We start from the raw sequence: 21940 nt of genomic DNA, 5'->3' as shown, positions 1-21940 counted from the left end.
ATGGGTTTAGAGTAGTTTCGAGTACCATGAGTGATTCGCTTGAGCGGCTATATCTGGCTGTGCTCGCGGCCAGGGACCTTGATCCGGCAACATCGCGCACCGCGCGGCTGTTTCAGCGCGGCCCGTCAAAAATGGCGAAGAAACTGGCTGAAGAGGCCATCGAGGTCGTCATCGACGCGGTCAACGGCGATAGCGAAGCCGTGATCCGGGAAAGCGCCGATCTACTCTACAATCTGATCGTGCTATGGGCCTCGGCCGGCGTGCGCCCCGAGGACGTCTGGCGCGAGATGACGCGGCGTGAAGACATGCTCGGCATCGCCGAGAAGCTGCCGAAGTCGGCGATGAAGCTGCCCAAAGTTGCGTCACCGCGGGTCGCCGCCAGGCGGCCTATCGTCGCGCTCGAAGGCCGCAGCGCGCGCAAGCGCCACTAGTATTGGCACAAATCGGTCCCATCTCGGCATGGACAAATCCGTCCCATGGTGCTTCATCGCGGCGCCATGCTGAAACGTATCTACGACTGGTGCATCGACGCCGCTCACAAGCCTTACGCGCTCTGGATCATGGGCGCCGTGGCTTTCGCTGAAAGCTCCTTCTTTCCCGTCCCGCCGGACGTGATGCTGATCCCGATGTCACTGGCGCGCCCGCAGCGCGCCTGGGTCTATGCGGCGATCTGCACTGCGACGTCGGTGCTGGGTGGTCTGTTGGGCTACGCCATCGGTGCGCTGCTCTTCGACTCGGTCGGCCATTGGCTGATCGAGGTCTATGGCCTCGGCGGCAAGGTTGACGCCTTCCGCGCCTCCTATGCCGAATGGGGCGCCGTGATCATCCTGCTCAAGGGCCTGACACCGATCCCCTACAAGCTCGTGACCATCACGTCCGGCTTTGCCGGCTACAATATCGGGCTCTTCATCCTGTGCTCGATCGTGGCGCGTGGCGGGCGCTTCTTTATCGTGGCGATCCTGCTCAACCGCTACGGCGACTGGATCCGGGTCAAGATCGAGAAGCATCTCGGATTGGTGGTGGCAATCGGCGCTGCGGTGCTCGTGCTCGGCTTTGTCGTCGCAATCAAGTTGATCTAACTCCAAGGCGCTTTGCCGCCGCGCCTCGTTCGGCTACGGTTGCCGTCATGATGCTTCGATCCGGCAATCCGGTCCTGCGGCTGGGCACGCTGACATTTGCGGTGCTTTCGCTCCTGCTCGTTGCCGGCGGCACCGGATGGCCGCAATCCGCGCCGCCGGCGCTCGGCTTGCAGGAGCAAGGACCGCAGGCCGCACCGGCGCCCTCGACAGCTCCTTCGTCGCCGCCGGCGCATGAGGAAAATCCCGGGCTGATCAACGAAATGGGCAAGCTGTTCGACAAGCTGCCGTCGATCCTGCCGCCGATCAAAAGTCCGAGCGAGACCATGAACGATTTGTCGCGCCTGGCGAAGCCGTCGACCATGGTGTCGGGACGCGTCGCCTGTCCGGCCTCGTCGAACGGCGCGCCCGACTGCAAGCTCGCCGCCGACAAACTCTGCCAGAGCAAGGGCTACACGGAAGGCAAGAGCCTGAATGCCGATTCCGCGGAAAAGTGCTCGGCCAAGGTTCTGATCCCGGGCAGGCAACGCAAACCGGATGACTGCCGCACCGACACCTTCGTCACCAGCGCGCTGTGCCAGAACTAAGGACGTCGCGCGAGCAAGCAAGGAGCGCCCATGAGTCGCACGGAGCAGGACTTCCTCGGACAGCGTGAGATCGCCGACGACATCTATTACGGCGTCCAGACCATCCGCGGGAAGGAGAACTTCCACATCACCGGCATTCCGATGAACCAGGAGCCTTACTTCGTAAAGGCGCTTGGTTACGTCAAGAAGGCCGCCGCCATGGCCAACCGCGATCTCGGCGCGGTGGACACCAAAGTCGCGGAAGCCATCATCGTGGGCTGCGATCGCGTCATCGCCGGCGATATGATGGACCAGTTCGTCACCGACTTCATCCAGGGCGGGGCCGGCACCTCCACCAACATGAACGCCAACGAGGTGATCGCCAATCTCGCGCTGGAATCGCTCGGCTTCGCCAAGGGCGACTACCAGCACGTCAGCCCCAACGATCACGTCAATTACGGCCAGTCGACCAACGACACCTATCCGACCGCCTTTCGGCTGGCGCTGATCCTGCGGCTCGAGAGCTACATGACGGCGCTGCGCCAGCTCCAGGAGGCGTTCTTCGCCAAGGGCAGGGAGTTCGAGCGCGTGCTGAAGATGGGCCGCACCCATTTGCAGGACGCGGTGCCGATGTCACTCGGCGCCGAATTCCGCGGTTGGGGGACCACCATGGGCGAGGAGGTCGATCGAATCTCCGAGGCCCGTGCGCTGCTGCGCGAGATCAATCTCGGCGCCACCGCGATCGGCACCTCCGTCACCGCGGCGCACGGTTATCCCAAGCTCGCGGTCCGGCATCTGAGCGCGCTCACCGGCGTCGACTTCATCCTCGCCGGCGATCTCGTCGAGGCGACGTCGGATACCGGCGCCTATGTGCAGCTCTCCGGCGTTCTCAAACGCACCGCGAGCAAGCTAACGAAGATCTGCAACGACATCCGCCTGCTCGCCTCGGGCCCGCGTGCCGGCTTCAACGAGATCAACCTGCCGCAGCTTCAGCCGGGTTCCTCGATCATGCCCGGCAAGGTCAATCCTGTGATCCCCGAGGTCGTCAACCAGACCAGCTTCCTCGTGATCGGGCTCGACACCACCGTGACGCTCGCGGCGTCCGCCGGTCAGCTCCAGCTCAATGTGATGGAGCCGGTGATCTCGTTCGCGCTGTTCTTCTCGATCCGCACCATGGAGCGCGCGGTCAACAGCCTGCGCGAGAATTGCGTCGTCGGCATCACTGCCAACGAGGAGCACACCCGCAACATGGTGCTGAATTCGCTCGGTATCGTCACGGTGCTGAAGCCGCTGCTCGGCTACAAGCAATGCGCCGAGATCGCGCGCGAGGGCTACAAGAGCGGCAAGTCGCTGCACCAGATCGTCGTGGTCGAACGCAAGCTGCTGACCCAGGAGAAATGGGACGAGATGTTCTCGTTCGAGCGGCTGATCAATCCGGATTTGCTTGCATAGGCGCCGCTCTCTCCTCCCGTCATTCCGGGCCCGCGAAGCGCGAGCCCGGAATCCATTTCGCCATTCGTGCCGAGGCCCGATGGATTCCGGGCTCGACGCTACGCGTCGCTCCGGAATGACGGAAGCAGGAATTCCGCTGTTTGGAATTGCGGTAACGGCGTCCTCCACGGCGCCAAAACGCAATACTTGACAGTGGAAAGATTGCCTTGTTGGTATGGCTCCCAACTTCGATGTGACCGCCAACAGAGGATCGTCTCGCAATGTCCATGCCTGCCTTGTTTAGGGGACGCCTGTCGATCCCCGTGATCGGCTCGCCGCTCTTCATCATCTCGGTGCCCGATCTCGTGATCGCGCAGTGCAAGGCGGGCGTGGTCGGCTCGTTTCCGTCGCTGAACGCGCGTCCGCCGGAGCTGCTTGACGAGTGGCTGGCGCGGATCACTGAAGAGCTCGCGGCCTATGACCGCGCGCATCCGGACAAGCCGTCGGCGCCGTTCGCGGTCAACCAAATCGTGCACAAGTCGAACAACCGGCTCGATCACGACATGCAGCTTTGCGCCAAGTACAAGGTGCCGATGATCATCTCGTCGCTCGGCGCGCGCGAGGAGCTGAACCAGGCCGTGCACGGCTGGGGCGGCATCGTTTTCCACGATGTGATCAACCAGAAGTTTGCGCACAAGGCGATCGAGAAGGGCGCCGACGGCCTGATCCTGGTCGCGGCGGGCGCCGGCGGCCATGCCGGCACGATCTCGCCGTTGGCATTCGTCGCCGAGACACGAAAATGGTTCGACGGCCCGATCGCGCTGTCGGGCGCGATCGGCAACGGCAAGGCGATCCGCGCCGCGCGCATTCTCGGAGCCGACTTTGCCTATATCGGCTCGGCCTTCATCGCCACCAAGGAAGCCAATGCGGTCGAGAAGTACAAGGAGATGATCGCGGGCGCGACGGCCGACGACATCGTCTATTCCAACCTGTTCACCGGCGTGCACGGCAACTATCTGAAGCCGTCGATTCTCGCCGCCGGCATGGATCCGGAGAACCTGCCGACGTCCGATCCCTCGAAGATGAACTTCGGCACCGACGCCTCCGGTGAGCGCGCCAAGCCGAAGGCCTGGAAGGAGATCTGGGGCTCCGGCCAGGGCATCGGCAGCGTCGACGGCATTCTTCCCGCCGCCGAGCTGATCGCGCGCTTCAAGAAGGAGTACGACGAAGCGATCGATCCGCCGTTGTAATGGCCCTCCCAATGACGGCCATCTACCGCGTCGACGGCAACAGCGTCATCACCAGCCCGGATGCCGCCGGCCCGTGGGACCGGCGCATGCAGCACGGCTCGGCGCCGGCCTCGCTGGTGACGTGGGCGGCTGAGCGTATTCCGACGCCTGTCGCGATGGACATCGCGCGCGTCACCATCGACCTGATGCGCCCGGTTCCGGTGGCGCCGCTCACGATCGCGACCGAGGTCTTGCGCGAGGGCCGCAAGATCCAGCTCTGCGGGGTCAAGCTGCTCGCCGACGGCGTACAGGTGGTCGGCGCCACCGTGCTCAAGATCAAGCGCCAGGCGCTGACGCTGCCCGATGACATCAAGGCACTGCCGGTTACGCTGCCGTCGCCGGAGGACTCGCTGCTCGAGGACGGTCATGCCGCCACCAGCCCGTTCGTGCGATCGGTGTCGATGCGCGCCGCGCGCGGCCGCTTCGGGCAAGCCGGCGCCGGCGCGATCTGGTTTCGCGTCGACCATCCCCTGATCGCAGGCGAACCGCTCTCGCAGGCGATGCGCGCCGTGGTCGCGGCCGATTTTTCCAACGGCACCGCCTCGTCGCTCGATTTCCGCGCCTGGACCTACATCAACGCTGACCTCACCGTGAGCTTTGCGCGCCAGCCGGTCGGCGAATGGATCCTGCTCGACGGTGATTCCTGGATCGGCCCCGATGGTGCCGGGCTTGCGATGTCGCGGCTGGCGGACCGGACGGGGTATTTTGGCCGCGCCGTGCAGAGCCTGGTGATCGAGAAGCGGTGAGGGGCTGCGTGAGACTGCGCCGCGGCCGGGGCAGGAGCTACCCCACCATCCGGTCCCGCCCGCTCCAGAATTCCGCGCGCAGCACCTTCTTGTCGACCTTGCCGACGCCGGTCATCGGCAATTGCCTGACGAACTGGATATGCTTGGGCGCGTGAGCCGAGCCCTTCCGCGTTCTCACCATGTTGATCAGCTCGTCGGCGTCAGGCGTAGCGCCCTCGCGCGGCACGACGATGGCAGTGACGGCTTCGTCCCATTTCTCGTCAGGGATGCCGACGACCGCGACCATGGCCACGTCGGCGTGCTGTGACAGCACGTCCTCGATTTCCCGCGGAAAGATGTTGAAGCCGCCGGAGACGATCATGTCCTTCTTGCGGTCGAGGATGAACATGTAGCCGCGTTCGTCCCTGCGCGCGATGTCGCCGGTATGGACCCATCCGTTCCGAAGCGTCTCGGCGGTGATGTCGGGCCGCTTCCAGTACTCCGCCATCGCGTGCGGGGCGCGCACGCAGATCTCACCGGCTTCGCCCGTCTTCACTTCTTGATCGTTGTCGTCGAGGATCCGGACCTCGCAGGCCGCGATCGGGAAGCCGCAGGACAGGAACAGTTCGGGCGTCCTGGGATCGTGATCCGCCTTGCGCAGCACCGAGATTGGATAGCATTCGGTCTGGCCGTAAAGCTGCGAGAACACCGGCCCGATCCGCTCGATGCCCTCGATCAAGCGGCTCGGCGACATCGCGGAGGCGCCGTAGAGCACCAGTTCGAGCGAGGAGAGCTTGGTCCTGCTCAATGCGGGATGATCGAGCAGCACATAGATCATGGTCGGCACGAACAGCGTGAAGTTGATGCGCTCGCGCGCGATCGTCGCCAGCACCGCCTCGGGATCAAAACCCTTCAGCATGTGCACGGTGCCGCCACGCATCAGGGTCGGCAGCACCTTCGTGCCGGCGACATGGCTGATCGGTGCCACCGCGAGGTAGCGCGCGCCATCGGGGATCTCGAAGTCGGCGAGGATCGCGGCCGCGGCCCCGGCATTTTCGCGGTGGTAGCGCAACGCGCCCTTGGATTTGCCGGTCGTGCCACCGGTATAATTCAGCGTGGAGAGATCGTCGGGGCCGGCGAGGCAATGCGCGCTGGCATGGCCTTCGATCTCGATCGCCTGCAACAGGTCGACGCCATAGGCGGCCGGTCCCATGGTGAAGACCGCCTTGAGCCACGCCGCCTGCGCGGCGAGTTCGCCGCCGCGATCTCGGAAGGCGGCCGCATCGACCACCAGCACCTCGGCCTCGGAATCCTCGAGCTGAAACAGCTGGTCTGCCCGCGATCCCAAAGGATGCAGCCAGGTGACGCAGAGCCGCGACAATTGCGCGGCGACGCCGGTGCACCATGTGTCGGCGCGGTTCGCGGTGAGGAAGGCGACCCGCGCGCCGGGCTGCAATCCAAGCCGCATGAACACGCCCTGGATGCGCCCGATCAGGTCGATGGTGCCCTGATAGCTCAGCGATCCGCCGGGCCACGCGAACGCGGTGCGGCCCGGATAGCGCGACAGCGCCCGCAGCGCCTGCGCGCAAGTCGGGGACGATGCGTAGAGCGGATCGGACATATGTTTCCTCGCTGCTTTGTCATCGGCTTCTGGCGTGCCAATGTTTATCGCGACGCTAGCACAGGGAATGCGGGATGGAACGACTAAGCCCGCGCGAGGGAGGCATGCGTGACGTCAGATCGGCTGCAACATTTCCACGGTCGTCTCGCCCTGCCGCTGATTGCCGCGCCGATGTTTCTCGTGTCGGGCGTCGAGCTCATGGTAGCTGCCTGCCGCAACGGCGTGATCGGCAGCTTCCCCAGCGCGAATTGCCGTAGCACCGAACAACTCGATGAATGGCTCACCGACATCGAAACGCGGCTGCTGCGGCACGAAGATCAAACCGGCCGCAAGGCCGCGCCGCTTTGCCCAAACCTGATCGTGCACCGCTCCAATGCACGGCTGCAGCAGGATCTCGCCGTGTTGCTGCACCACAGGCCGGAGATCGTCATCACCTCGGTCGGCTCCCCCACGCCGGTGCTGAAGCCGCTGCACGACGCCGGCGCATTGGTGCTTGCGGATGTTGCCTCGATCCGCCACGCCGAACGCGCGGCGGAAGCAGGTGCCGACGGGCTCGTGCTGCTCACTGCGGGCGCGGGCGGCCAGACCGGCTGGCTCAACCCGTTCGCCTTCGTCCGCGCGGTGCGCGCGTTCTACGATGGCATCATCGTGCTCGCGGGGGGCATCAGCGACGGCTACGCATTGCGCGCGGCCGAAGTGCTCGGCTGCGATCTCGGCTACATGGGTACAAAGTTCATCGCGACCCACGAGAGCATGGCGGATGATCGTTACAAGCGGCTTCTGGTCGAGAGCAGCGCCGCCGATATCCTGCTGACCACCGCATTCACGGGACTTCAAACCAGCATGCTGAAGCCGTCGATCGTCGCCGCGGGTCTCGATCCCGACGATCTGCCGGCGCGCGGCGCGATCGACATCGGCAAGGACATCGACGTTACCGCACGAGAGAACCGGCCAAAGCGCTGGCGCGATATCTGGAGCGGTGGGCACTCGACATCCGGCGTGACCGATGTTCTCGCGGTTGACGACCTCGTCGCATCAACGCTCGCGGAATACCGTGAGGCGGTGGAGCGGTAGACCCGGCCCCCTTTTCCGGAAGAACCGGGAGAGGGAAGGAGATACCGTCGCATCGGTCACAGTTAATCCCGCATGGCTCCGCAGCCCCACACTTAACGGCAGATTAACCATCGATCGCCCAGAATCCCCCTCAGGCGCCAATCAGGACCGAGAGGGACAGGCGATGGACTTCGACTTTCTCAACACCAAGACGGCGGCTTCGCTGGACGAAATTCGCATTCGCGTAGCCCATGCGCTGGCCCGCCATCCGCTGTGCCGCAACGTGCGCTTCGACATCGTCAGCGTCCCCCGCACCCGCCGGGGCGGCAATTGGACGGTGGCGCTGCAGTCGGTCGAGCCGCGTGGAGTTTGGGAGGCCTCGGAGATCGTGGCCGACATCCAGGACGCTTACGATCTGGCGCTAGCTGCCTGATTTTGTTGATCCTTCTAGGTGATGTCGCCGCAGTCCGCGCGATTGCCGCCGCGATGGCACGGTTAAGCCTTAATTTTCGCCCAGTTTCCGGGCAGTGATCACGTGGACTTGAAGCCGGTTGCGGAGAGACGTTTGTCGAAAGCCATCACCATCGTCGTGCTGACCTGCTTCCTCGTCCTCGGCGCCGCCACCACCGCCATTCTCGGCCGCGACAGCGTGCCCAGCGTCAGCGCCGAAATGATCACGCAGGCGCCGGCACCCAAGCCGCTTGCAACCAATCGGGCGGCCAAGGCTGACCGTCTGGTTCCGACGCTGGCGCTGGCCTCGGCCGCCATCGACCCGGTCCACGTTCCGGCCGACAAGCTCTCGCAAATGCCCGTGCTGACCGAGCCGCTGCGCCAGGCGTTTGCCGCCGCCACGCCATCCGATTTCCCGATGCCCAAGGCGAGCGTGAACGAGGCTCCGGCCGCTGCAGAGATTCCTGCCGTCGAAGTCCCGGCCAAGCCGAAGGTCGTTGCCAAGCCGCAGCCGCAGAAATCCTATTCGCTCCTGTCCGACGTGCAGATCGCGGGCATCAGGGACCGTCTGAAGTTGTCGTCGTCGCAGGAATATTACTGGCCCTCGGTCGAAACCGCGCTGCGCAACGTCGTCCGCAAGATCTCGGCAAACAAGCTGTCCAATCCGAACGTGCAGGGCGTGCCGATCGATCCCAATTGCGACGAGGTCCAGCAGTTGAAGTCGGCCGCGATGCCGCTCCTGTTCCAGCTGCGTGACGACCAGAAAGAGGAAGTGCGCAAACTCGCCCGCATCATCGGGCTCGAGAAGGTCGCGCAGCAGATCTGACGCGCAAGTTCCTTCCGGAACTGCGCATGTATCGGGAACATCAGGCAATCGAGAAGCGTTGCCCGCTCCAAAGAGGGAGTGGACCAATGCGCGCCTCGACAGCCTATTTCGTCGGTGCAGGAACCATCGTCGCAGCCATCGCCATTGGTCTCGGCGGCGGCATTGTCGCCGGCAATATCATGAATCCGGTCTCGCCCAAGCAGGGGCCTGATACCAGCAAGATCGCGCAGCGCGCTGACGCCAAGCCCGCCACGACGGACGCGCCATCCGAGCGCCTGCAATATCTCACCGGCTCGCAAGCATTCGGCGCCATGGTCGCCGCGCCAGCGCAGGCCGAAGCCAAATCCGACGCCAGATCCGACGCGAAGGCCGAGTCCAAGCCTGAGGCAAAGTCCGAAGCGGTGAAGCCCGACACGCAGACCACTCAAGCCAACGCTGAACAGCCAGCGCAACAGCCTTCGCAAGCGGCCGCGGTGGAGCCCCCGAAACCGCCACCGGCGTCGCCTCCGCAAGTCGCAAAGCCTGCCGAGCGACAGGCATCGACAGAGCCGTCATCCGACAACGCCTATGCCAAAGCCAGGGATTCTGACGTCAAGCGCGCCACGTCTGAACGGCGCCGGACGGAGCGCCGTGAGCGCTGGGCCGAGCGCCGTCATTACGATTTCCGCGAGCCGCGTGGTATGCGCGACCGCACCGATTGGGACGACGTCGCGCGCAACATCCGCGAAGATGCCGATGCACGCGAGGTCCCGAGCAGGCCGCACGGCGGTTTTCCGCAGATCAGGCTATTCGGAGACGACGATTAGCGTCCATCCTCTATGACCGGCGCATCGAGTCTATTGGCCTGACGGCATTGGCGCCGGCGAGGTTTGTGCTGTGGATGGCGAGCACTTACCCGCCGTGTGACTCCACGACCTTGCGGCAGCCGTCCGAAAGCTTCGACTTGTTCTCGCGCAGGCAGGCATTCATCTGCGGCGGCTTGCCGATGTGTTCGGCGCAGAATTTGCTCGCGTCGCTTCGGCAGGTCATCTGCTCCTGCGGCGTCGGACCGGATTGCGCAGCGGCGGTCTGGGCGGTAGCGGCGAGCAGCAGCACGGCAAGAACCGAAATCTTCATAAAACACCTCCTTGGGAATGTCGTTGGTCCCGCCTGGGATCAAGTGGGCCGGACCATCTCGCGAGCCCCGGGCGCAGGTCCATGCCATGTTCATGGCATCGGCCAGCCCGTCCCGCCGCCGTACCCCCATTTTCATGGCATGTATCAGCGCGCCGTCTTTTGTCATTCAGGCTGCACGTCGGCTGCGAGACCCGGTGATTGCATCGGGCCACCGAACGGGAAGCAGGAGAGCAAGATGTCGAAAAGAGCGGGAGCGCTGAGCGCCGGGCTGACGATTTTGGCGCTGGCAGGTGCGGCGATGGTTTCGTTGGGCACGAGCCCGGCGCAGGCGGTGGTCTATTGCAAGACGGTCGGCATACCCAAGGGCTGCGTGGTGCGGCCGACAGCGGCAGTGGTTGTTGCGCCGGCCGCCGCGGTCGCGGTCGCGACACCCGGGGTCGGTGCGCCCGGTGTCGGCGTGCGCGCGGGCACGCCGATGAATCGCGGTGGTCCGGTCAATCGCGTCGGCGTGCGCTGAGAAAGACAAAGAGTTCGGGCGAAGGAGCATTGCGGACGACCCCCCGTCCTCCGCAGGCAAATCATCCGGCCCGTCCCTCTCTCCGCGCGTCCCACACGTTCGGAGAGGGGGCTTTTCAGCCGACGGCGGCATCGCTGTCGGGGAAAACCTGCGGCAATTGCAGCCGCACGCGCGTGCCTGAGGAATCCGAGCTCAGATCGAGCATTGCCCCGCAGCGCGCGGCACGGCTCCTCATGTTGCGAAGGCCCCGCGCGGTCTGGCTCGCGTCGGTGGCTCCGCCGCTGCCGACCGGCACAGAACCGTTCGCAAAGCCCTTGCCGTCATCCGCGACCTTGATCACACCGTACGGTCCCTGACCTTCGTCGACCGTCTCGATGGTGACCGCGATGCGGCGGGCCTCTGCGTGCTTGACCGCATTTGTCACGGCCTCGTCGAGGATGCGCACGATCTGGATGACATGCCATGGCCTGAGCTCGGGATGCAGCGGTAGCCCCTGCGGCATGGCCACGTGCCAGTCGAGTGCGATGTCGTGCGGTCGCAATTGCGCGGTCGCGCGCTCGCGCCAGGAGCCGAGTGCGAGCATCAGGTCGCCGCCGATGTCGTCCATGGAATCGATGACGAGGCGGAGGTCCTTCAGCGCCGCACGGGCGGCGTCGGTGATGGTCGCGCCCTCGTGCCCGCGCTCGGACAGTGCCACGATGCTGATGAGCTGGCCGCCGAGGCCGTCATGCAGGTCGCGCATCAGCCGCGTGCGCTCATTGGCGAGCGCGGCGGCCCGTGCACGCTCCTCCTCGCGGGCAAAGCTCGCCTTCAGCCGCTCCTCAGCCTCGCGTACGCGCGTCACGAGCTGGTCGGCAAAGCTGTCGACCTGGTTCAGCGCGCGCGCGAACCGCCAGGTCAAGCCGGCGCCGATCGCGACCAGCATCGCCGAATAGGACAGGCGCGAGAGGAAGATGCGCTCGTTGGTCACGATCTCGAACACCGACAGCATGTCGTGGACCCAGCAGATCAGCACGATGGTCACCGCGCAGCCGAGCGTGAAGCTTGCCGCGTCCTGCCGCCGCACCACCGCGGCAGCGGTGACGCAGGCCATCAGGAGCAGGCAGAGACCGACGGTCGGAATGCCAAGCAGGAGAAACAGAATGCGCGGCAGCGGCGGGCCGGCGATCAGTCCGACACCGAACACGACGAGCCCCGGTGCGAACAGCAGCATGCCGTAACGCGGCCAGCGCCAGCCGAAGAACAGCACGCCGAAGACGACGACCAGGGCGCTCTCGATCGGTGCGGACGCGAGCAACACCGCGGCGAGCCGGGACGTGTTGACGGGGGGCACCGGTGGCGGCGCGAAGGCCTGCACCACGCCAAGTACCATCGCCACGGCGAGGACGCCGTAAACCGGCTCGCGGCGGCGCATCAGCCACATGATCGCCAGGATGACGGCGAGGATCGACTGCCAGGCGGAGAACACCACGGGCAACGTGACGAACATCAGCGTGCGTGTCTCGTAGGCCGGCCGCAAGGCCGCATCCGGGCCGACATAGACGGTGTCGAGAAAGCCCTTGAGCGGTCCCCAAACCAACAGCCGCACCGTGATCTCGTTCGCGCCCTCGCGCAGCAGCGAGGACGGGATTGACGCGATCTGGGGAGTGTTGCGGTCGGGCCGGTTGGCGTTGGCATCGCGTCGGGAATCCAGGATGACGACGCCGTTGATTGCGACTTCCACCGCGTTGCTGAAGCGCGGCAGGAATACCGACCATCCCGACGCCACGTCGCCGCGGCGGAAGGTGAAGGTGCCGGTGTAGAGCGGCGGGTCGGCCAGGGAATAGCGTGACGACGTGAAATGCGGCAGCGTCACCGGACGTGCCACGCCGTCCTCGCGCAGCGAGAATTCGCTCAGGGCAAAGTCGTCGGGGTCGCTGGGCTGGAGCAGCCGCAGCCCGAGGACGGTCGCGACAACTATGAGCGCCTGGAGCAGCAGATAGGGTACGAGGCGCGAGACCAGCAGCCGGCGCCGCGCGGGTTTGACCGGTGCCTTGGCCGCGATCTCGCTCACAGCTTGATCAGGCCCTGCTGCACCGCTTCGAACACCGCTTCGCTGCGGGTGTGCACTTCTAGCTTGCGATAGATGTTCTTGATGTGGCCGGGCACGGTCTGCCGGGACAGGCCGAGATGGCTCGCGATCTCGGCGTAGCTGAAACCTTTGGCGATGCCCCAGAGGATGTCGATCTCGCGCGGGGTGAGCCTTGCGGTGTTGAGCGCGGGACCAGGCGGAGGCTCGGCCGCATTCTGCGCGGAACCTTGCGTTCTGCGCACGATGAAGCGGGCGATCGAGGCCGAGATCGGCGAATGGCCGGCGACCAGATCGCGCACGGTGGTGGCGATATCAGTGGGGAACGCATCCTTCAGGAGATAGCCGGTGGCGCCGACCGTGATCGCGGAGATCACACTCTCTTCGTCACCGAGCGCCGAGATCACCATGATCTCGGTGTCGGGAAAGCGTTGCCTTGTCTCGCGGATCAGCTCGACGCCGTGGCCGTCGGGTAGCCGCAGATCGGTGAGCAGCACGCGCGGTGCCCGCTCGCCGAGCCCGGCGCGGGCCTCTGCGAGCGTGCCGGCGCTGCGCACCTCGTAGCCGGCCTTGACCAGCGCGTCGTGGAGCCGCCAGCAGGTCGGCGCGTCGTCCTCGACGAGGAGGATGGTGATGGCCTCACCCGTCTCGCCCTGTTCGGTCATGATCATCGCCCTGCACCGCGTGTCCCCCGCGGCGCACGGCCAAGTTTAGCCGCGGTGCCGGCGCCGCGACACCCATAATCATGGGGGCGCATTGTCACTCTTCCGCACCCTCGCGGACGCCGCCTACCGCTTTGCTGCGGCCGATAGCGTCGGCGGCGCGGGCAGATGCTGCACCCTGACCCGCGCCGTGCGGCGTTGCTCGCCCTGGGTTGAGGGGCTGGTGAGATCCTCGCGTCCGCCCAGGATGGCCCCTCTACGAAGCCTCTCCCCGCGGCGGCGGATATCGCCGGGCCAGCGCCGACAACGGCAAGTGTCGCTCGCCCTCCGGCAGCTCCAGATAGGCGAGCACGAGCGGCCGTTTCCAGTCACCGACGCCGAGATCCATCGTCATCCATTTCTGCGGTTCGGGGCCCTCGAGGCCGCGCACCCAGACGAAATAGCGGGGGAGATCGTCGGCTTCCGTTTCGGTCGCGCGTCTCCTGGCCATCAAAGCTGCTCGCTGCATCGATGCGTGTTGCCACACGATATAGGGACTGGCCCGGCGAAGTCGAACCGCCGAGCGTGGGCGTGCCGGAAGCACGCGGTCCTCTGGCGAAGTGTCCCAAGGATGCGGATGCGAGCCGTACGCCGCCCGCGCTTGTCACTGCCAGAGTTCGCAGGTCGCAACCCGGTTGATGTCCGCGAGCCGCCGGCTGGTGTCGCCCTCGAGGTCGAGGCTTGCGACCAGCGTCAGCAGGCGATGATAGGCGTCGTCAGCGACCTCGACGGGCAGCGGGGCCTCATCGAACGTCTCGACATAGCTGCCGACGAGGCCGCTCAACAGACGGCACAGGCCGCGCTGTTCGGGGTCGTCGCGGCCGAGCGTCTCGAGCTTTTGCTGAAAGATCCGGAACGTCCGCAGGCCGTGGTGCTGTTGCGAAAGCCAAGTGTGCAGGTCGTTCATATGAGCTCCTTCGAGTTGCGGAAGAAGCTACCGGTTTATACAGGCGGGATGTGACGATTGCTAGGGAGGGCGAGGGACTGGACGCGTTGACCCAGTCCGCTAGCCTCCGCGAGGAAGCTCCGATTTGATCTTTCGATACTGTGCTTCTAGCCTCACGGTAACGTCTCCCTCGCACGGGTGGTGCGAACGCAAGGGTTTGTTCAGTGAGGATTCTGATTGTCGAGGACGATGCCGCCATGGCGCGGGGCCTTGCCGAGCGGCTCAAGCTGTCCGGGTTCGCCGTCGATATCGAGTCTGACGGGGCTTCGGCGGCGCAGACCGCCTTGCTGGAACCCTACAGCCTCATCATCCTGGACATCAACTTGCCGAACGTGTCGGGTTTCGGTGTCCTGCACAAGATACGGCAAGCCGGGTCGACCGTTCCGGTCATGATTCTGACTGCCCGTTATGCGACCGGCGATAAGGTCAGCGGGCTCGATCTCGGCGCCGACGATTATCTCTCCAAGCCATTTGATATCGCCGAATTTGATGCCCGCGTTCGCGCGCTCGTGAGAAGGGGACAGGGGCTTCCAAATCCGACCTTGATCTGTGGCCCGCTCGCGTTCGACCGCGCCGCGGGCACGATTACATTGAGCGGCCGGCCGCTTGAATTGCGACGGCGCGAGTTCGCCGTGCTGGAGGTGCTGATGACCCGCGTCGGCAAAGTCGTCTCCAAGGAGCGCCTGATCGCGGAGGTGTTTGGCTTCGACGAGGCGGTAGCGCCGAACGCGGCGGAACTCTATGTTGGTCGCGTTCGCCAGAAACTCGGTCCCGACGGGCCGCGGATCCGCACCGTCCGCGGGCTAGGGTATCTGCTGGAGGTATAGTGATCGCCACCTGGCGGCCGTCGTTGAGGCGAACACTCCTCACCAATCTGGTGGCGCCCGCCATTGTATTGGCGATGGTGCTTGGAATCGGCGGTATGTTGCTGATTCAGCGGGTTGTCCAGACAGTCCATGACCGGTTGCTCGATGGGTCGATTCTCGCCATCGCCGAACGTGTCGGCGTGGAAGATGGCGAACTGACCGTCGACTTGCCGCAGGTTGCGCTCGGCATGCTGGAGAGCCAGTCGCACGATAGCATTTACTACAGCGTGACTTACCTCGGCGAATTGATCACCGGTTACAAGGATCTTCCGCTCGCCGGGTTCGATCGATTGAAGGCTGGCGAAACCGGACATCGCGATGGCGCGTACCGCGGCAAAACGGTTCGTATCGGCGCGCAGGCGCGGCAGGTCTACGGCAGGCCAGGGCTGGTCCTCGTCGCAGTGGCCGAAACGGTGCAGGCGCGCCGCGTCGTCGAACGTGAAATGCTGATCGGACTGGCGATGCTCGAGGCAGGCTTGATTAGCCTCATCGCTTGCCTCGGCTGGTACGCGGTCGATCGAGGCCTGAGGCCGCTTGGCGAACTCAAACAAGAAATCGACGCGCGCGGCATCCAGGGCGGTCCAAATCTCAGTCCGCTTGACCTTTCCCGGGTGCCGCAGGAAGCTTTAGCACCGGCGCTCGCGGTAAATTCCCTGCTACAGCGGCTGGATCTGGCCATTGGACTGGTGCGCCGATTCACCGCCGATGCCTCGCATCAGATGCGAACGCCGTTGGCGATATTGCGAACGCATCTCGATCTGGTGCGACGCCTGGGGTCGGAGACGCCGGCGGGCCAATCTGCCCTCGACGAGGTCGATAACGCCATCAACCGCCTTGAACGGCTGCTCGAGCAGCTCGTGACACTGGCTCGGGTCGACGAGCAGAACATTGCGCAACCGGCCGCGGAGAACGTTGACCTGAACGAGGTCGCCTTCAATGTCCTGTCGGAGCGTGCCCCACAGGCGTTCGCGCGCGACATCGACGTCCAGTTCGATCGATTTGACGGTCCCGCGGTCATCGCCGGCAATACCGTCCTGATTGGCGAATTGCTGGCAAACCTGATCGACAATGCCATCCGCTACAACCGACCCGGCGGGTTGGTCCTGGTTCGCGCGGTTGTTGACGCCACGACCGCGCGGATTGAAGTCGAGGATACCGGTCCGGGAATTCCGGAGGCCCATCTGGCCCGTGTCTTCGAACGCTTTTATCGGATTCCGACGGCGAACGGCCCTGAGGGTAGCGGCCTTGGACTGGCCATCGTGAAAGCGTTGTCGGACCGTCTCGGGGCTCAAATCGTGCTTGCACCTGGCCCGGAAGGCCGGGGCCTGCGGGTTTCCGTGAGCTTTCCTCTTGCCAAGCGTGATGGTGAAAGCTCAAGTTGAGGCCTGATTGTGCGCCGCTGTAGAAGTGGCTGCAGTCCTGAACAAACTAAAGTCCGCAAAGCGGCTCATGGACGAGGACACGTCACGATGGGGGCTGCCAAAGCCTTGGCCTTGTGCGTTGGAATCTTGCTGGCGTGGCCTGCCATGTCGGAGCAGGCGCAGCTCGGCCCTCTCAAGGGGCAAGCATCAGTTCCCGCCGCAACTCGAGAGCAACTCAACATCGTATCGACGACCCAAGACGCGGACGTCGCCGACTTGCTTGCCGATTTCCGGGCAGGTCATCCGGACATCGAGATCGTCCATACAAAGATCAACTCGAACGAAATCTACAATCAAGTCGTGGATCCCTCGACCTCCAGCGCAGCACCCGGAGATATTGTCTGGAGCTCCGCGATGGATCTGCAGATCAAGCTCGTCAATGACGGCTATGCCCAACCCTATGTCTCGAAGGAAATTGCGCATATCCCGGATTGGGCAATCTGGAAAGACGAAGCCTATGCCATCACGGCGGAGCCGATTGTCATTGTTTATAACAAGAACCTCGTCGCGGAGGGCGATGTTCCTCGAACCCGCGCGGATCTGAAGAGCCTTCTGAGCCGGAAGCCCGATACCTATCGGGGCAAGATCGCAACCTATGACCCGGAGCAGAGTGGGACCGGTTTCCTGTTCATCACGCGCGATGCCGGAATCACCAGGACAACGTGGGATTTGGTCCGTGCCTTTGGCGGCGCCGGTATCAAGCTTTACTCGACCACCGGAACGGTGCTTGATCGAATTTCATCCGGCGAACATCTGATCGCCTACAATATGATAGGGTCTTACGCGATCGAACGGGCCAAGGAAGATGCCTCTATCGGAATCGTGTTTCCTGCCGACTACATCACCTTGATGTCGCGAATAGCCTTCATACCTGTCACTGCGCCGCACCCGGAATCCGCGAAACTGTTTCTTGATTACTTGCTTTCGGAGCGCGGCCAGAAATTTCTCCTGGCCCGGTCGGTTGGTCCTGTGCGCCTCGGTCTCGGCGCACAAGGCGTGATACCTGCGGATCGCAGCGGCGCGGTCAAGCCGATCCATATTGGTGCAGAATTGCTCACCTATCTCGATCAGTCGAAACGAGCGAGCTTTCTCAAAGAGTGGCGCCGCGCATTGCAGGATCGATAGAGATCCAGGGATTTGGATTTCAAACGGAATAGCATCCGAGAGAAATCCCCATATCTGCCGGCTCGCCAAGCGCGCCGTCTTCACCTCCGGCTTCGACCAAATTTCCTGCAGGGTGCATCAGCGACAGGTTGATGACAGGCAGCTGATATACGGTGAGGCAGCCTAGCTTGAACGATAGCGCCTCGCGTATCGGTCAATCCGGCCGCGATCAAGTTTGCAACACCTGCCTGACAGGTGAACAAGACAAAGAATCACAAACGATAAAAAGGGAGGACGGCATGACGGCTACCACCGGACAGTCGAAGCTTGGCATGGTGCTCCGCGTCACCAGTGGCAACTTTCTTGAGATGTTCGACTTCTTTCTGTCGGGCGTCTACGCATCGTACATCGCCAAGGCATTCTTCCCGCTTGAAAATGAATACGCGTCACTGCTGCTGACGTTTGTCGCGTTTGGCGCAGGCTTTCTGATGCGTCCACTCGGCGCCATCATCCTCGGCGCCTACGTGGATCGGATCGGGCGGCGCCAAGGCCTGATCGTTACATTATCCATCATGGCTGCCGGAACGGTGCTCATCGCGTTCGTGCCAAGTTACGCAACCATTGGCATCTTGGCCCCGATCCTCGTCTTGATTGGGCGCCTGCTGCAGGGCTTCTCGGCTGGCGTCGAGCTTGGTGGTGTTTCCGTCTATCTCTCGGAAATGGCCACACCGGGAAAGAAGGGTTTTTACGCCAGCTGGCAATCGGCTAGTCAACAGGTCGCGATCATCGTCTCGGCCTCGCTGGGGTTTGCTCTGAATGCATGGCTTGCACCTGCACAACTTAACGATTGGGGCTGGCGCATTCCGTTCTTCATCGGCTGCCTGATCGTTCCTTTCGTGTTCTTCATTCGACGCTCGCTGCAGGAAACCGATGAATTCCTGGCGCGGAAGCATCATCCGACACCCCGCGAGATCTATCGCTCCATCCTCGCAAACTGGAGCATTGTTCTTGCCGGGATGATGATGGTGATCATGACCACGGTGTCGTTCTACCTCATTACCGTCTACACGCCGACATTCGGCAAATCGGTCCTCAAACTGACCGCGGCCGATGGCCTGATCGTGACGATTTGCGTGGGAATATCGAATTTCATCTGGCTTCCCATCATGGGCTCGTTGTCCGATCGGATTGGTCGTCGGCCGATCCTCATCGCCTTTTCGACTTTGGCATTTCTGACTGCATATCCCGCGCTTTCCTGGTTGGCCGCAGGCCCGACGTTCCCGAAGATGCTGACGGTCCTGCTTTGGTTGTCGTTCATCTACGCCAGCTACAACGGCGCGATGATCGTCGCATTGACCGAAGTCATGCCGGTAGGCGTACGAACGTCGGGATTCTCCCTCGCATATAGTCTGGCAACGACGTTCGGAGGGTTTACGGCAGCGATCTGCACCTGGCTGATCGCTGCCACTGGTGACAATGCATCGCCGGGATATTGGATGAGCGCGGCAGCGCTCTGTGGTCTGGCCGGGACGTACCTCGTTTACAGGCCGCAGGAACGACGCGCGCTATCCGGCGCTAGTTCGGTTGAGACGGCGATAGGGACGTGACCACCAAAGTGCTCGATGATTTCGACCGTCAACGAGCAAGCACAGTCCCCGAATAATAGCATCGAAGGAAATTGCCGATGAGCGTGACGATCGTCGTGCGCAGGCTAGTTGCGCTGAGCTTGCTGATTGTTTTGACGGCCGCGGCGGGAATCGCCGGGGCGTCCGAGGTCAGGGTCATGATCTCGGGAGGCTTGGCGACGCCTTACAAGGAGCTCGTACCGCAATTTGAACGCGCGACGGGAAACACGGTCGTCACGGCCTATGGCCCTTCGATGGGTACGACGGAGAACGCTATCCCAGTGCGACTGGCACGTGGGGAGGCAGCGGACGTGCTCATCATGGTCGGCGACGCGCTGGGCGAGATGATCAAGCAGGGCAGGGCGGTCAGAACCAGCCGCGTCGACCTGGTGCGCTCGCCGATCGGGATCGCGGTACGCGCCGGGACGCCAAAGCCTGATATCAGTACGTCCGACGCATTGAAACAGGCACTGTTGAACGCGAAGTCGGTTGCATACTCCGATAGCGCCAGCGGCGTCTATGTCGGCAACGAGCTGTTCAAGCGTCTCGGGATTGCGGCCGAGATGAAGGACAAAGCCAAGATGATTCCGGCCGAGCCGGTCGCCAGTGTTGTTGCACGCGGTGACGCCGAACTCGGCTTTCAACAGATCAGCGAACTCCTGCCGATCGCTGGAGCCGACCTTGTCGGGCCGCTCCCGTCAGACGTCCAGAAAATTACGATCTTTTCTGCAGGCATAACCTCCAGCGCCGATCAGCCAGAAGCCGGACGGGCTCTCATTGCCTTCCTCGCTTCAGCTGCAGCCGCTCCGACTCTGAAAAAAGCGGGTCTCGATCCCCTTGCCGCATCGGAGAAATAGACCGGCTTCAGATCTGCGGGACGCGCACGATTGCAGCGAAGGGGGGACTTGATCATGAAGCAGTATCTCAACAGCTTCGGCGCACGCCAGACACTTGTCGTCGGTGCAAAGACCTGCGCCTACTATTCGCTTGCCGCAGCGGAAAAAGAATGGCCTTCCCAGCATCTCCAGAAGCTCGCGATCGAGATCCGCGAGTCCGATGGTGCGAATAAGGCCATCATTCCCTTGACCTGCCGCATCGATACGCTCGACGAGCTCGAATATTTCCGCAACGGCGGAATTCTTCAATACGTCCTGCGCCAACTGGCTGCCTGACCGTCAACCCGAAACGAGGACGCCATGCCAATGAATTCCGCGCCGCGACCGAGGATCGAAGCGGAAACCATGCGCCGCATTACATGGCGCCTGCTTCCGTTTTTCATGGTTTGCTATTTCATTTCGTACGTCGACCGCGTCAATGCCGGGTTTGCGGCCCTGCAAATGAACAAGGATCTGGGCCTGACGCAGGCTGCTTTCGGGGCGGGCGGGGCGCTGTTCTATATCGCCTACATTATTTTCGAGGTCCCCAGTAATCTGGCGATGCAGAAAGTTGGCGCGCGGATCTGGATCGCGCGCATTATGATCACATGGGGGATGGTCGGTATTCTCTCCGCTTTTGCGGTAGGGCCGGTTACTTTTTATCTGAGCCGGTTTTTGTTGGGTGCAGCGGAGGCCGGGTTCTTTCCTGGTGTGATCCTGTATCTGACCTTCTGGTTTCCGGCGGCTTATCGCGCACGGATCGTTGCGGTTTTCATGGTGGCCATACCGCTATCGAGCTTTCTGGGATCGCCGATATCCGGCGCCTTGCTGGCGATGGATGGCTTGCTGGGTCTGCGTGGTTGGCAGTGGCTTTTCATCGTTGAAGCCATCCCAGCCGTCCTGCTCGGCCTGGTCTCGTTCTTCGGGCTTCCGAACAAACCCGCTGATGCAAAGTGGCTCGAGCCGGAGGCGCGCAATTGGCTCGACGCGCGCCTGCAGTCCGAGCGATCGATGGCGAAGCAGGGCGGCCACATGTCGCTGTGGCAAATCCTGACTAATAAATATGTGCTCATCCTCGGTTTGATCTATGCGGGGAGCTCGGCCACGAGCAACGCGTTGTCGCTGTGGCAGCCTCAGATCGTGAAATCGTTCGGGATGTCCGACATGGAGACCGGATTCCTGAATGCCATCCCGTTTGGCATTGCCTCCGTCGCGATGATCTTTTGGGGAAGATATTCGGACAGGTCGAACGCCCATGCTCAAAACACCGCAATACCGCTTGCGTTATGCGCAACCGCGCTGCTTGCGACCATGCTCACGAGTTCATTACCCGTGACGCTCGCTATTCTGAGCGTAGTCTTGATCGGCAATTATTCGATCAAGGGACCATTCTGGGCCTTGGCGACGGGGACACTTTCTCCGGCTACGGCTGCGGCCGGAATTGCCGGCATTAATACCCTGTCGCACATCGGTACTTCGGGCGCGGTGTGGCTGCTCGGTGTCATCAAGGAGGCGACGGGTAGCTTCCCCATGGCCTTGATTCCGCTGGCTCTGCTTCAAATCGCGGGAATCGTCGCGGTGCTTTGGATCAACAAGCAGGAAATGCTCCCCGCCACTTCCGCCGCAAGCCCCGTACATTGAGCGCAGGCAACATGTCTGACATC

The 21940-nt window shown here is 63.2% G+C and carries 24 protein-coding genes; 18 read left to right on the top strand and 6 right to left on the bottom strand.

All coding sequences use genetic code 11. From position 1 onward, the window contains the following. The first annotated feature begins 26 nt into the window (after positions 1-26). The 6 genes from hisE to ABIB80_RS00915 all read left to right on the top strand — a co-directional run bounded on the left by hisE (position 27) and on the right by ABIB80_RS00915 (position 5108). Complete coding sequence (hisE, locus tag ABIB80_RS00940) at positions 27-431, top strand: phosphoribosyl-ATP diphosphatase (protein WP_219680599.1); 405 nt, start codon at positions 27-29, stop codon at positions 429-431. Positions 432-476: 45 nt separating this feature from the next. After that, positions 477-1079 carry a YqaA family protein gene (locus ABIB80_RS00935; protein ID WP_219680596.1) on the top strand — a complete coding sequence of 201 codons (603 nt, stop codon included), beginning with the start codon at positions 477-479 and terminating at the stop codon, positions 1077-1079. A gap of 47 nt (positions 1080-1126) precedes the next feature. Further along, a complete protein-coding gene (locus tag ABIB80_RS00930; RefSeq protein ID WP_007597483.1) occupies positions 1127-1663 on the top strand; it encodes a hypothetical protein in 537 nt (178 codons plus the stop codon). 30 nt (positions 1664-1693) lie between these two features. Continuing rightward, a complete protein-coding gene (locus ABIB80_RS00925) occupies positions 1694-3094 on the top strand; it encodes an aspartate ammonia-lyase (RefSeq protein WP_007597482.1) in 1401 nt (466 codons plus the stop codon). Between the two features lie 260 nt (positions 3095-3354). Next, positions 3355-4323, top strand: a complete 969-nt coding sequence (locus tag ABIB80_RS00920; RefSeq protein ID WP_007597481.1) for an NAD(P)H-dependent flavin oxidoreductase — start codon at positions 3355-3357, stop codon at positions 4321-4323. 11 nt (positions 4324-4334) lie between these two features. Next, positions 4335-5108, top strand: a complete 774-nt coding sequence (locus ABIB80_RS00915) for a thioesterase family protein (RefSeq protein WP_035993707.1) — start codon at positions 4335-4337, stop codon at positions 5106-5108. A gap of 37 nt (positions 5109-5145) precedes the next feature. Here the strand turns inward: ABIB80_RS00915 and ABIB80_RS00910 are convergent, their stop codons facing one another. Next, the gene (locus ABIB80_RS00910; RefSeq protein WP_354126863.1) at positions 5146-6708 is read right to left on the bottom strand and encodes an AMP-binding protein; all 1563 of its coding nucleotides are present in this window, start codon (positions 6706-6708) and stop codon (positions 5146-5148) included. A 108-nt stretch (positions 6709-6816) separates the two neighbouring features. On the opposite strand from ABIB80_RS00910, the gene ABIB80_RS00905 reads away from it, so the two are divergent. From ABIB80_RS00905 to ABIB80_RS00890, 4 genes are all read left to right on the top strand, one after another. Next, positions 6817-7782 (top strand): NAD(P)H-dependent flavin oxidoreductase, encoded by a 966-nt coding sequence (locus tag ABIB80_RS00905; RefSeq protein ID WP_354126862.1) that lies wholly within the window; start codon positions 6817-6819, stop codon positions 7780-7782. 163 nt (positions 7783-7945) lie between these two features. Continuing rightward, entirely contained in the window at positions 7946-8194 is a 249-nt protein-coding gene (locus ABIB80_RS00900; RefSeq protein WP_007597474.1) for a hypothetical protein, read from the top strand. A 132-nt stretch (positions 8195-8326) separates the two neighbouring features. Continuing rightward, the gene (locus ABIB80_RS00895) at positions 8327-9037 is read left to right on the top strand and encodes a hypothetical protein (protein ID WP_007597473.1); all 711 of its coding nucleotides are present in this window, start codon (positions 8327-8329) and stop codon (positions 9035-9037) included. An 86-nt stretch (positions 9038-9123) separates the two neighbouring features. After that, complete coding sequence (locus ABIB80_RS00890; protein ID WP_007597471.1) at positions 9124-9843, top strand: hypothetical protein; 720 nt, start codon at positions 9124-9126, stop codon at positions 9841-9843. Positions 9844-9928: 85 nt separating this feature from the next. Here ABIB80_RS00890 and ABIB80_RS00885 read toward each other — a convergent pair whose 3' ends face one another. Beyond that, positions 9929-10153, bottom strand: coding sequence for a cysteine rich repeat-containing protein (locus ABIB80_RS00885; protein WP_007597470.1), 225 nt, complete (start codon positions 10151-10153; stop codon positions 9929-9931). 235 nt (positions 10154-10388) lie between these two features. Here ABIB80_RS00885 and ABIB80_RS00880 point away from each other — a divergent pair, with 235 nt between their 5' ends. Next, positions 10389-10670 (top strand): hypothetical protein, encoded by a 282-nt coding sequence (locus ABIB80_RS00880; RefSeq protein ID WP_007597469.1) that lies wholly within the window; start codon positions 10389-10391, stop codon positions 10668-10670. A 115-nt stretch (positions 10671-10785) separates the two neighbouring features. Here ABIB80_RS00880 and ABIB80_RS00875 read toward each other — a convergent pair whose 3' ends face one another. The 4 genes from ABIB80_RS00875 to ABIB80_RS00860 all read right to left on the bottom strand — a co-directional run bounded on the left by ABIB80_RS00875 (position 10786) and on the right by ABIB80_RS00860 (position 14346). Beyond that, complete coding sequence (locus tag ABIB80_RS00875) at positions 10786-12723, bottom strand: ATP-binding protein (RefSeq protein WP_354126861.1); 1938 nt, start codon at positions 12721-12723, stop codon at positions 10786-10788. Then, positions 12720-13403, bottom strand: a complete 684-nt coding sequence (locus tag ABIB80_RS00870) for a response regulator (RefSeq protein ID WP_219680579.1) — start codon at positions 13401-13403, stop codon at positions 12720-12722. Before ABIB80_RS00870 ends, ABIB80_RS00875 begins: the two co-directional genes overlap by 4 nt. Positions 13404-13656: 253 nt before the next feature. Further along, the gene (locus tag ABIB80_RS00865) at positions 13657-13890 is read right to left on the bottom strand and encodes a hypothetical protein (RefSeq protein WP_354126860.1); all 234 of its coding nucleotides are present in this window, start codon (positions 13888-13890) and stop codon (positions 13657-13659) included. A gap of 153 nt (positions 13891-14043) precedes the next feature. Continuing rightward, the gene (locus ABIB80_RS00860) at positions 14044-14346 is read right to left on the bottom strand and encodes a hypothetical protein (protein WP_354126859.1); all 303 of its coding nucleotides are present in this window, start codon (positions 14344-14346) and stop codon (positions 14044-14046) included. Between the two features lie 203 nt (positions 14347-14549). On the opposite strand from ABIB80_RS00860, the gene ABIB80_RS00855 reads away from it, so the two are divergent. The 7 genes from ABIB80_RS00855 to ABIB80_RS00825 all read left to right on the top strand — a co-directional run bounded on the left by ABIB80_RS00855 (position 14550) and on the right by ABIB80_RS00825 (position 21917). Continuing rightward, the gene (locus ABIB80_RS00855; protein ID WP_354126858.1) at positions 14550-15212 is read left to right on the top strand and encodes a response regulator; all 663 of its coding nucleotides are present in this window, start codon (positions 14550-14552) and stop codon (positions 15210-15212) included. Beyond that, positions 15212-16633, top strand: a complete 1422-nt coding sequence (locus tag ABIB80_RS00850; RefSeq protein ID WP_007597459.1) for a sensor histidine kinase — start codon at positions 15212-15214, stop codon at positions 16631-16633. Before ABIB80_RS00855 ends, ABIB80_RS00850 begins: the two co-directional genes overlap by 1 nt. Positions 16634-16720: 87 nt before the next feature. Next, positions 16721-17797, top strand: a complete 1077-nt coding sequence (locus ABIB80_RS00845; RefSeq protein ID WP_007597457.1) for an ABC transporter substrate-binding protein — start codon at positions 16721-16723, stop codon at positions 17795-17797. Positions 17798-18075: 278 nt separating this feature from the next. Further along, entirely contained in the window at positions 18076-19383 is a 1308-nt protein-coding gene (locus tag ABIB80_RS00840) for an MFS transporter (RefSeq protein WP_219680623.1), read from the top strand. A gap of 77 nt (positions 19384-19460) precedes the next feature. After that, on the top strand, positions 19461-20258 hold the full coding sequence (locus ABIB80_RS00835) for a substrate-binding domain-containing protein (protein WP_354126857.1): 798 nt from the start codon (positions 19461-19463) through the stop codon (positions 20256-20258). A 54-nt stretch (positions 20259-20312) separates the two neighbouring features. Then, positions 20313-20573, top strand: a complete 261-nt coding sequence (locus ABIB80_RS00830) for a hypothetical protein (RefSeq protein WP_007597450.1) — start codon at positions 20313-20315, stop codon at positions 20571-20573. A gap of 24 nt (positions 20574-20597) precedes the next feature. After that, a complete protein-coding gene (locus ABIB80_RS00825) occupies positions 20598-21917 on the top strand; it encodes an MFS transporter (RefSeq protein WP_354126856.1) in 1320 nt (439 codons plus the stop codon). Positions 21918-21940: the final 23 nt, after the last annotated feature.

It is taken from the genome of Bradyrhizobium sp. i1.15.2 (assembly GCF_040548425.1).
In the GTDB taxonomy this organism is placed as follows: domain Bacteria; phylum Pseudomonadota; class Alphaproteobacteria; order Rhizobiales; family Xanthobacteraceae; genus Bradyrhizobium; species Bradyrhizobium canariense.
The sequence above is the reverse complement of the archived record's forward strand: the minus strand, read 5'-3'. Positions and strand labels throughout refer to the sequence as shown.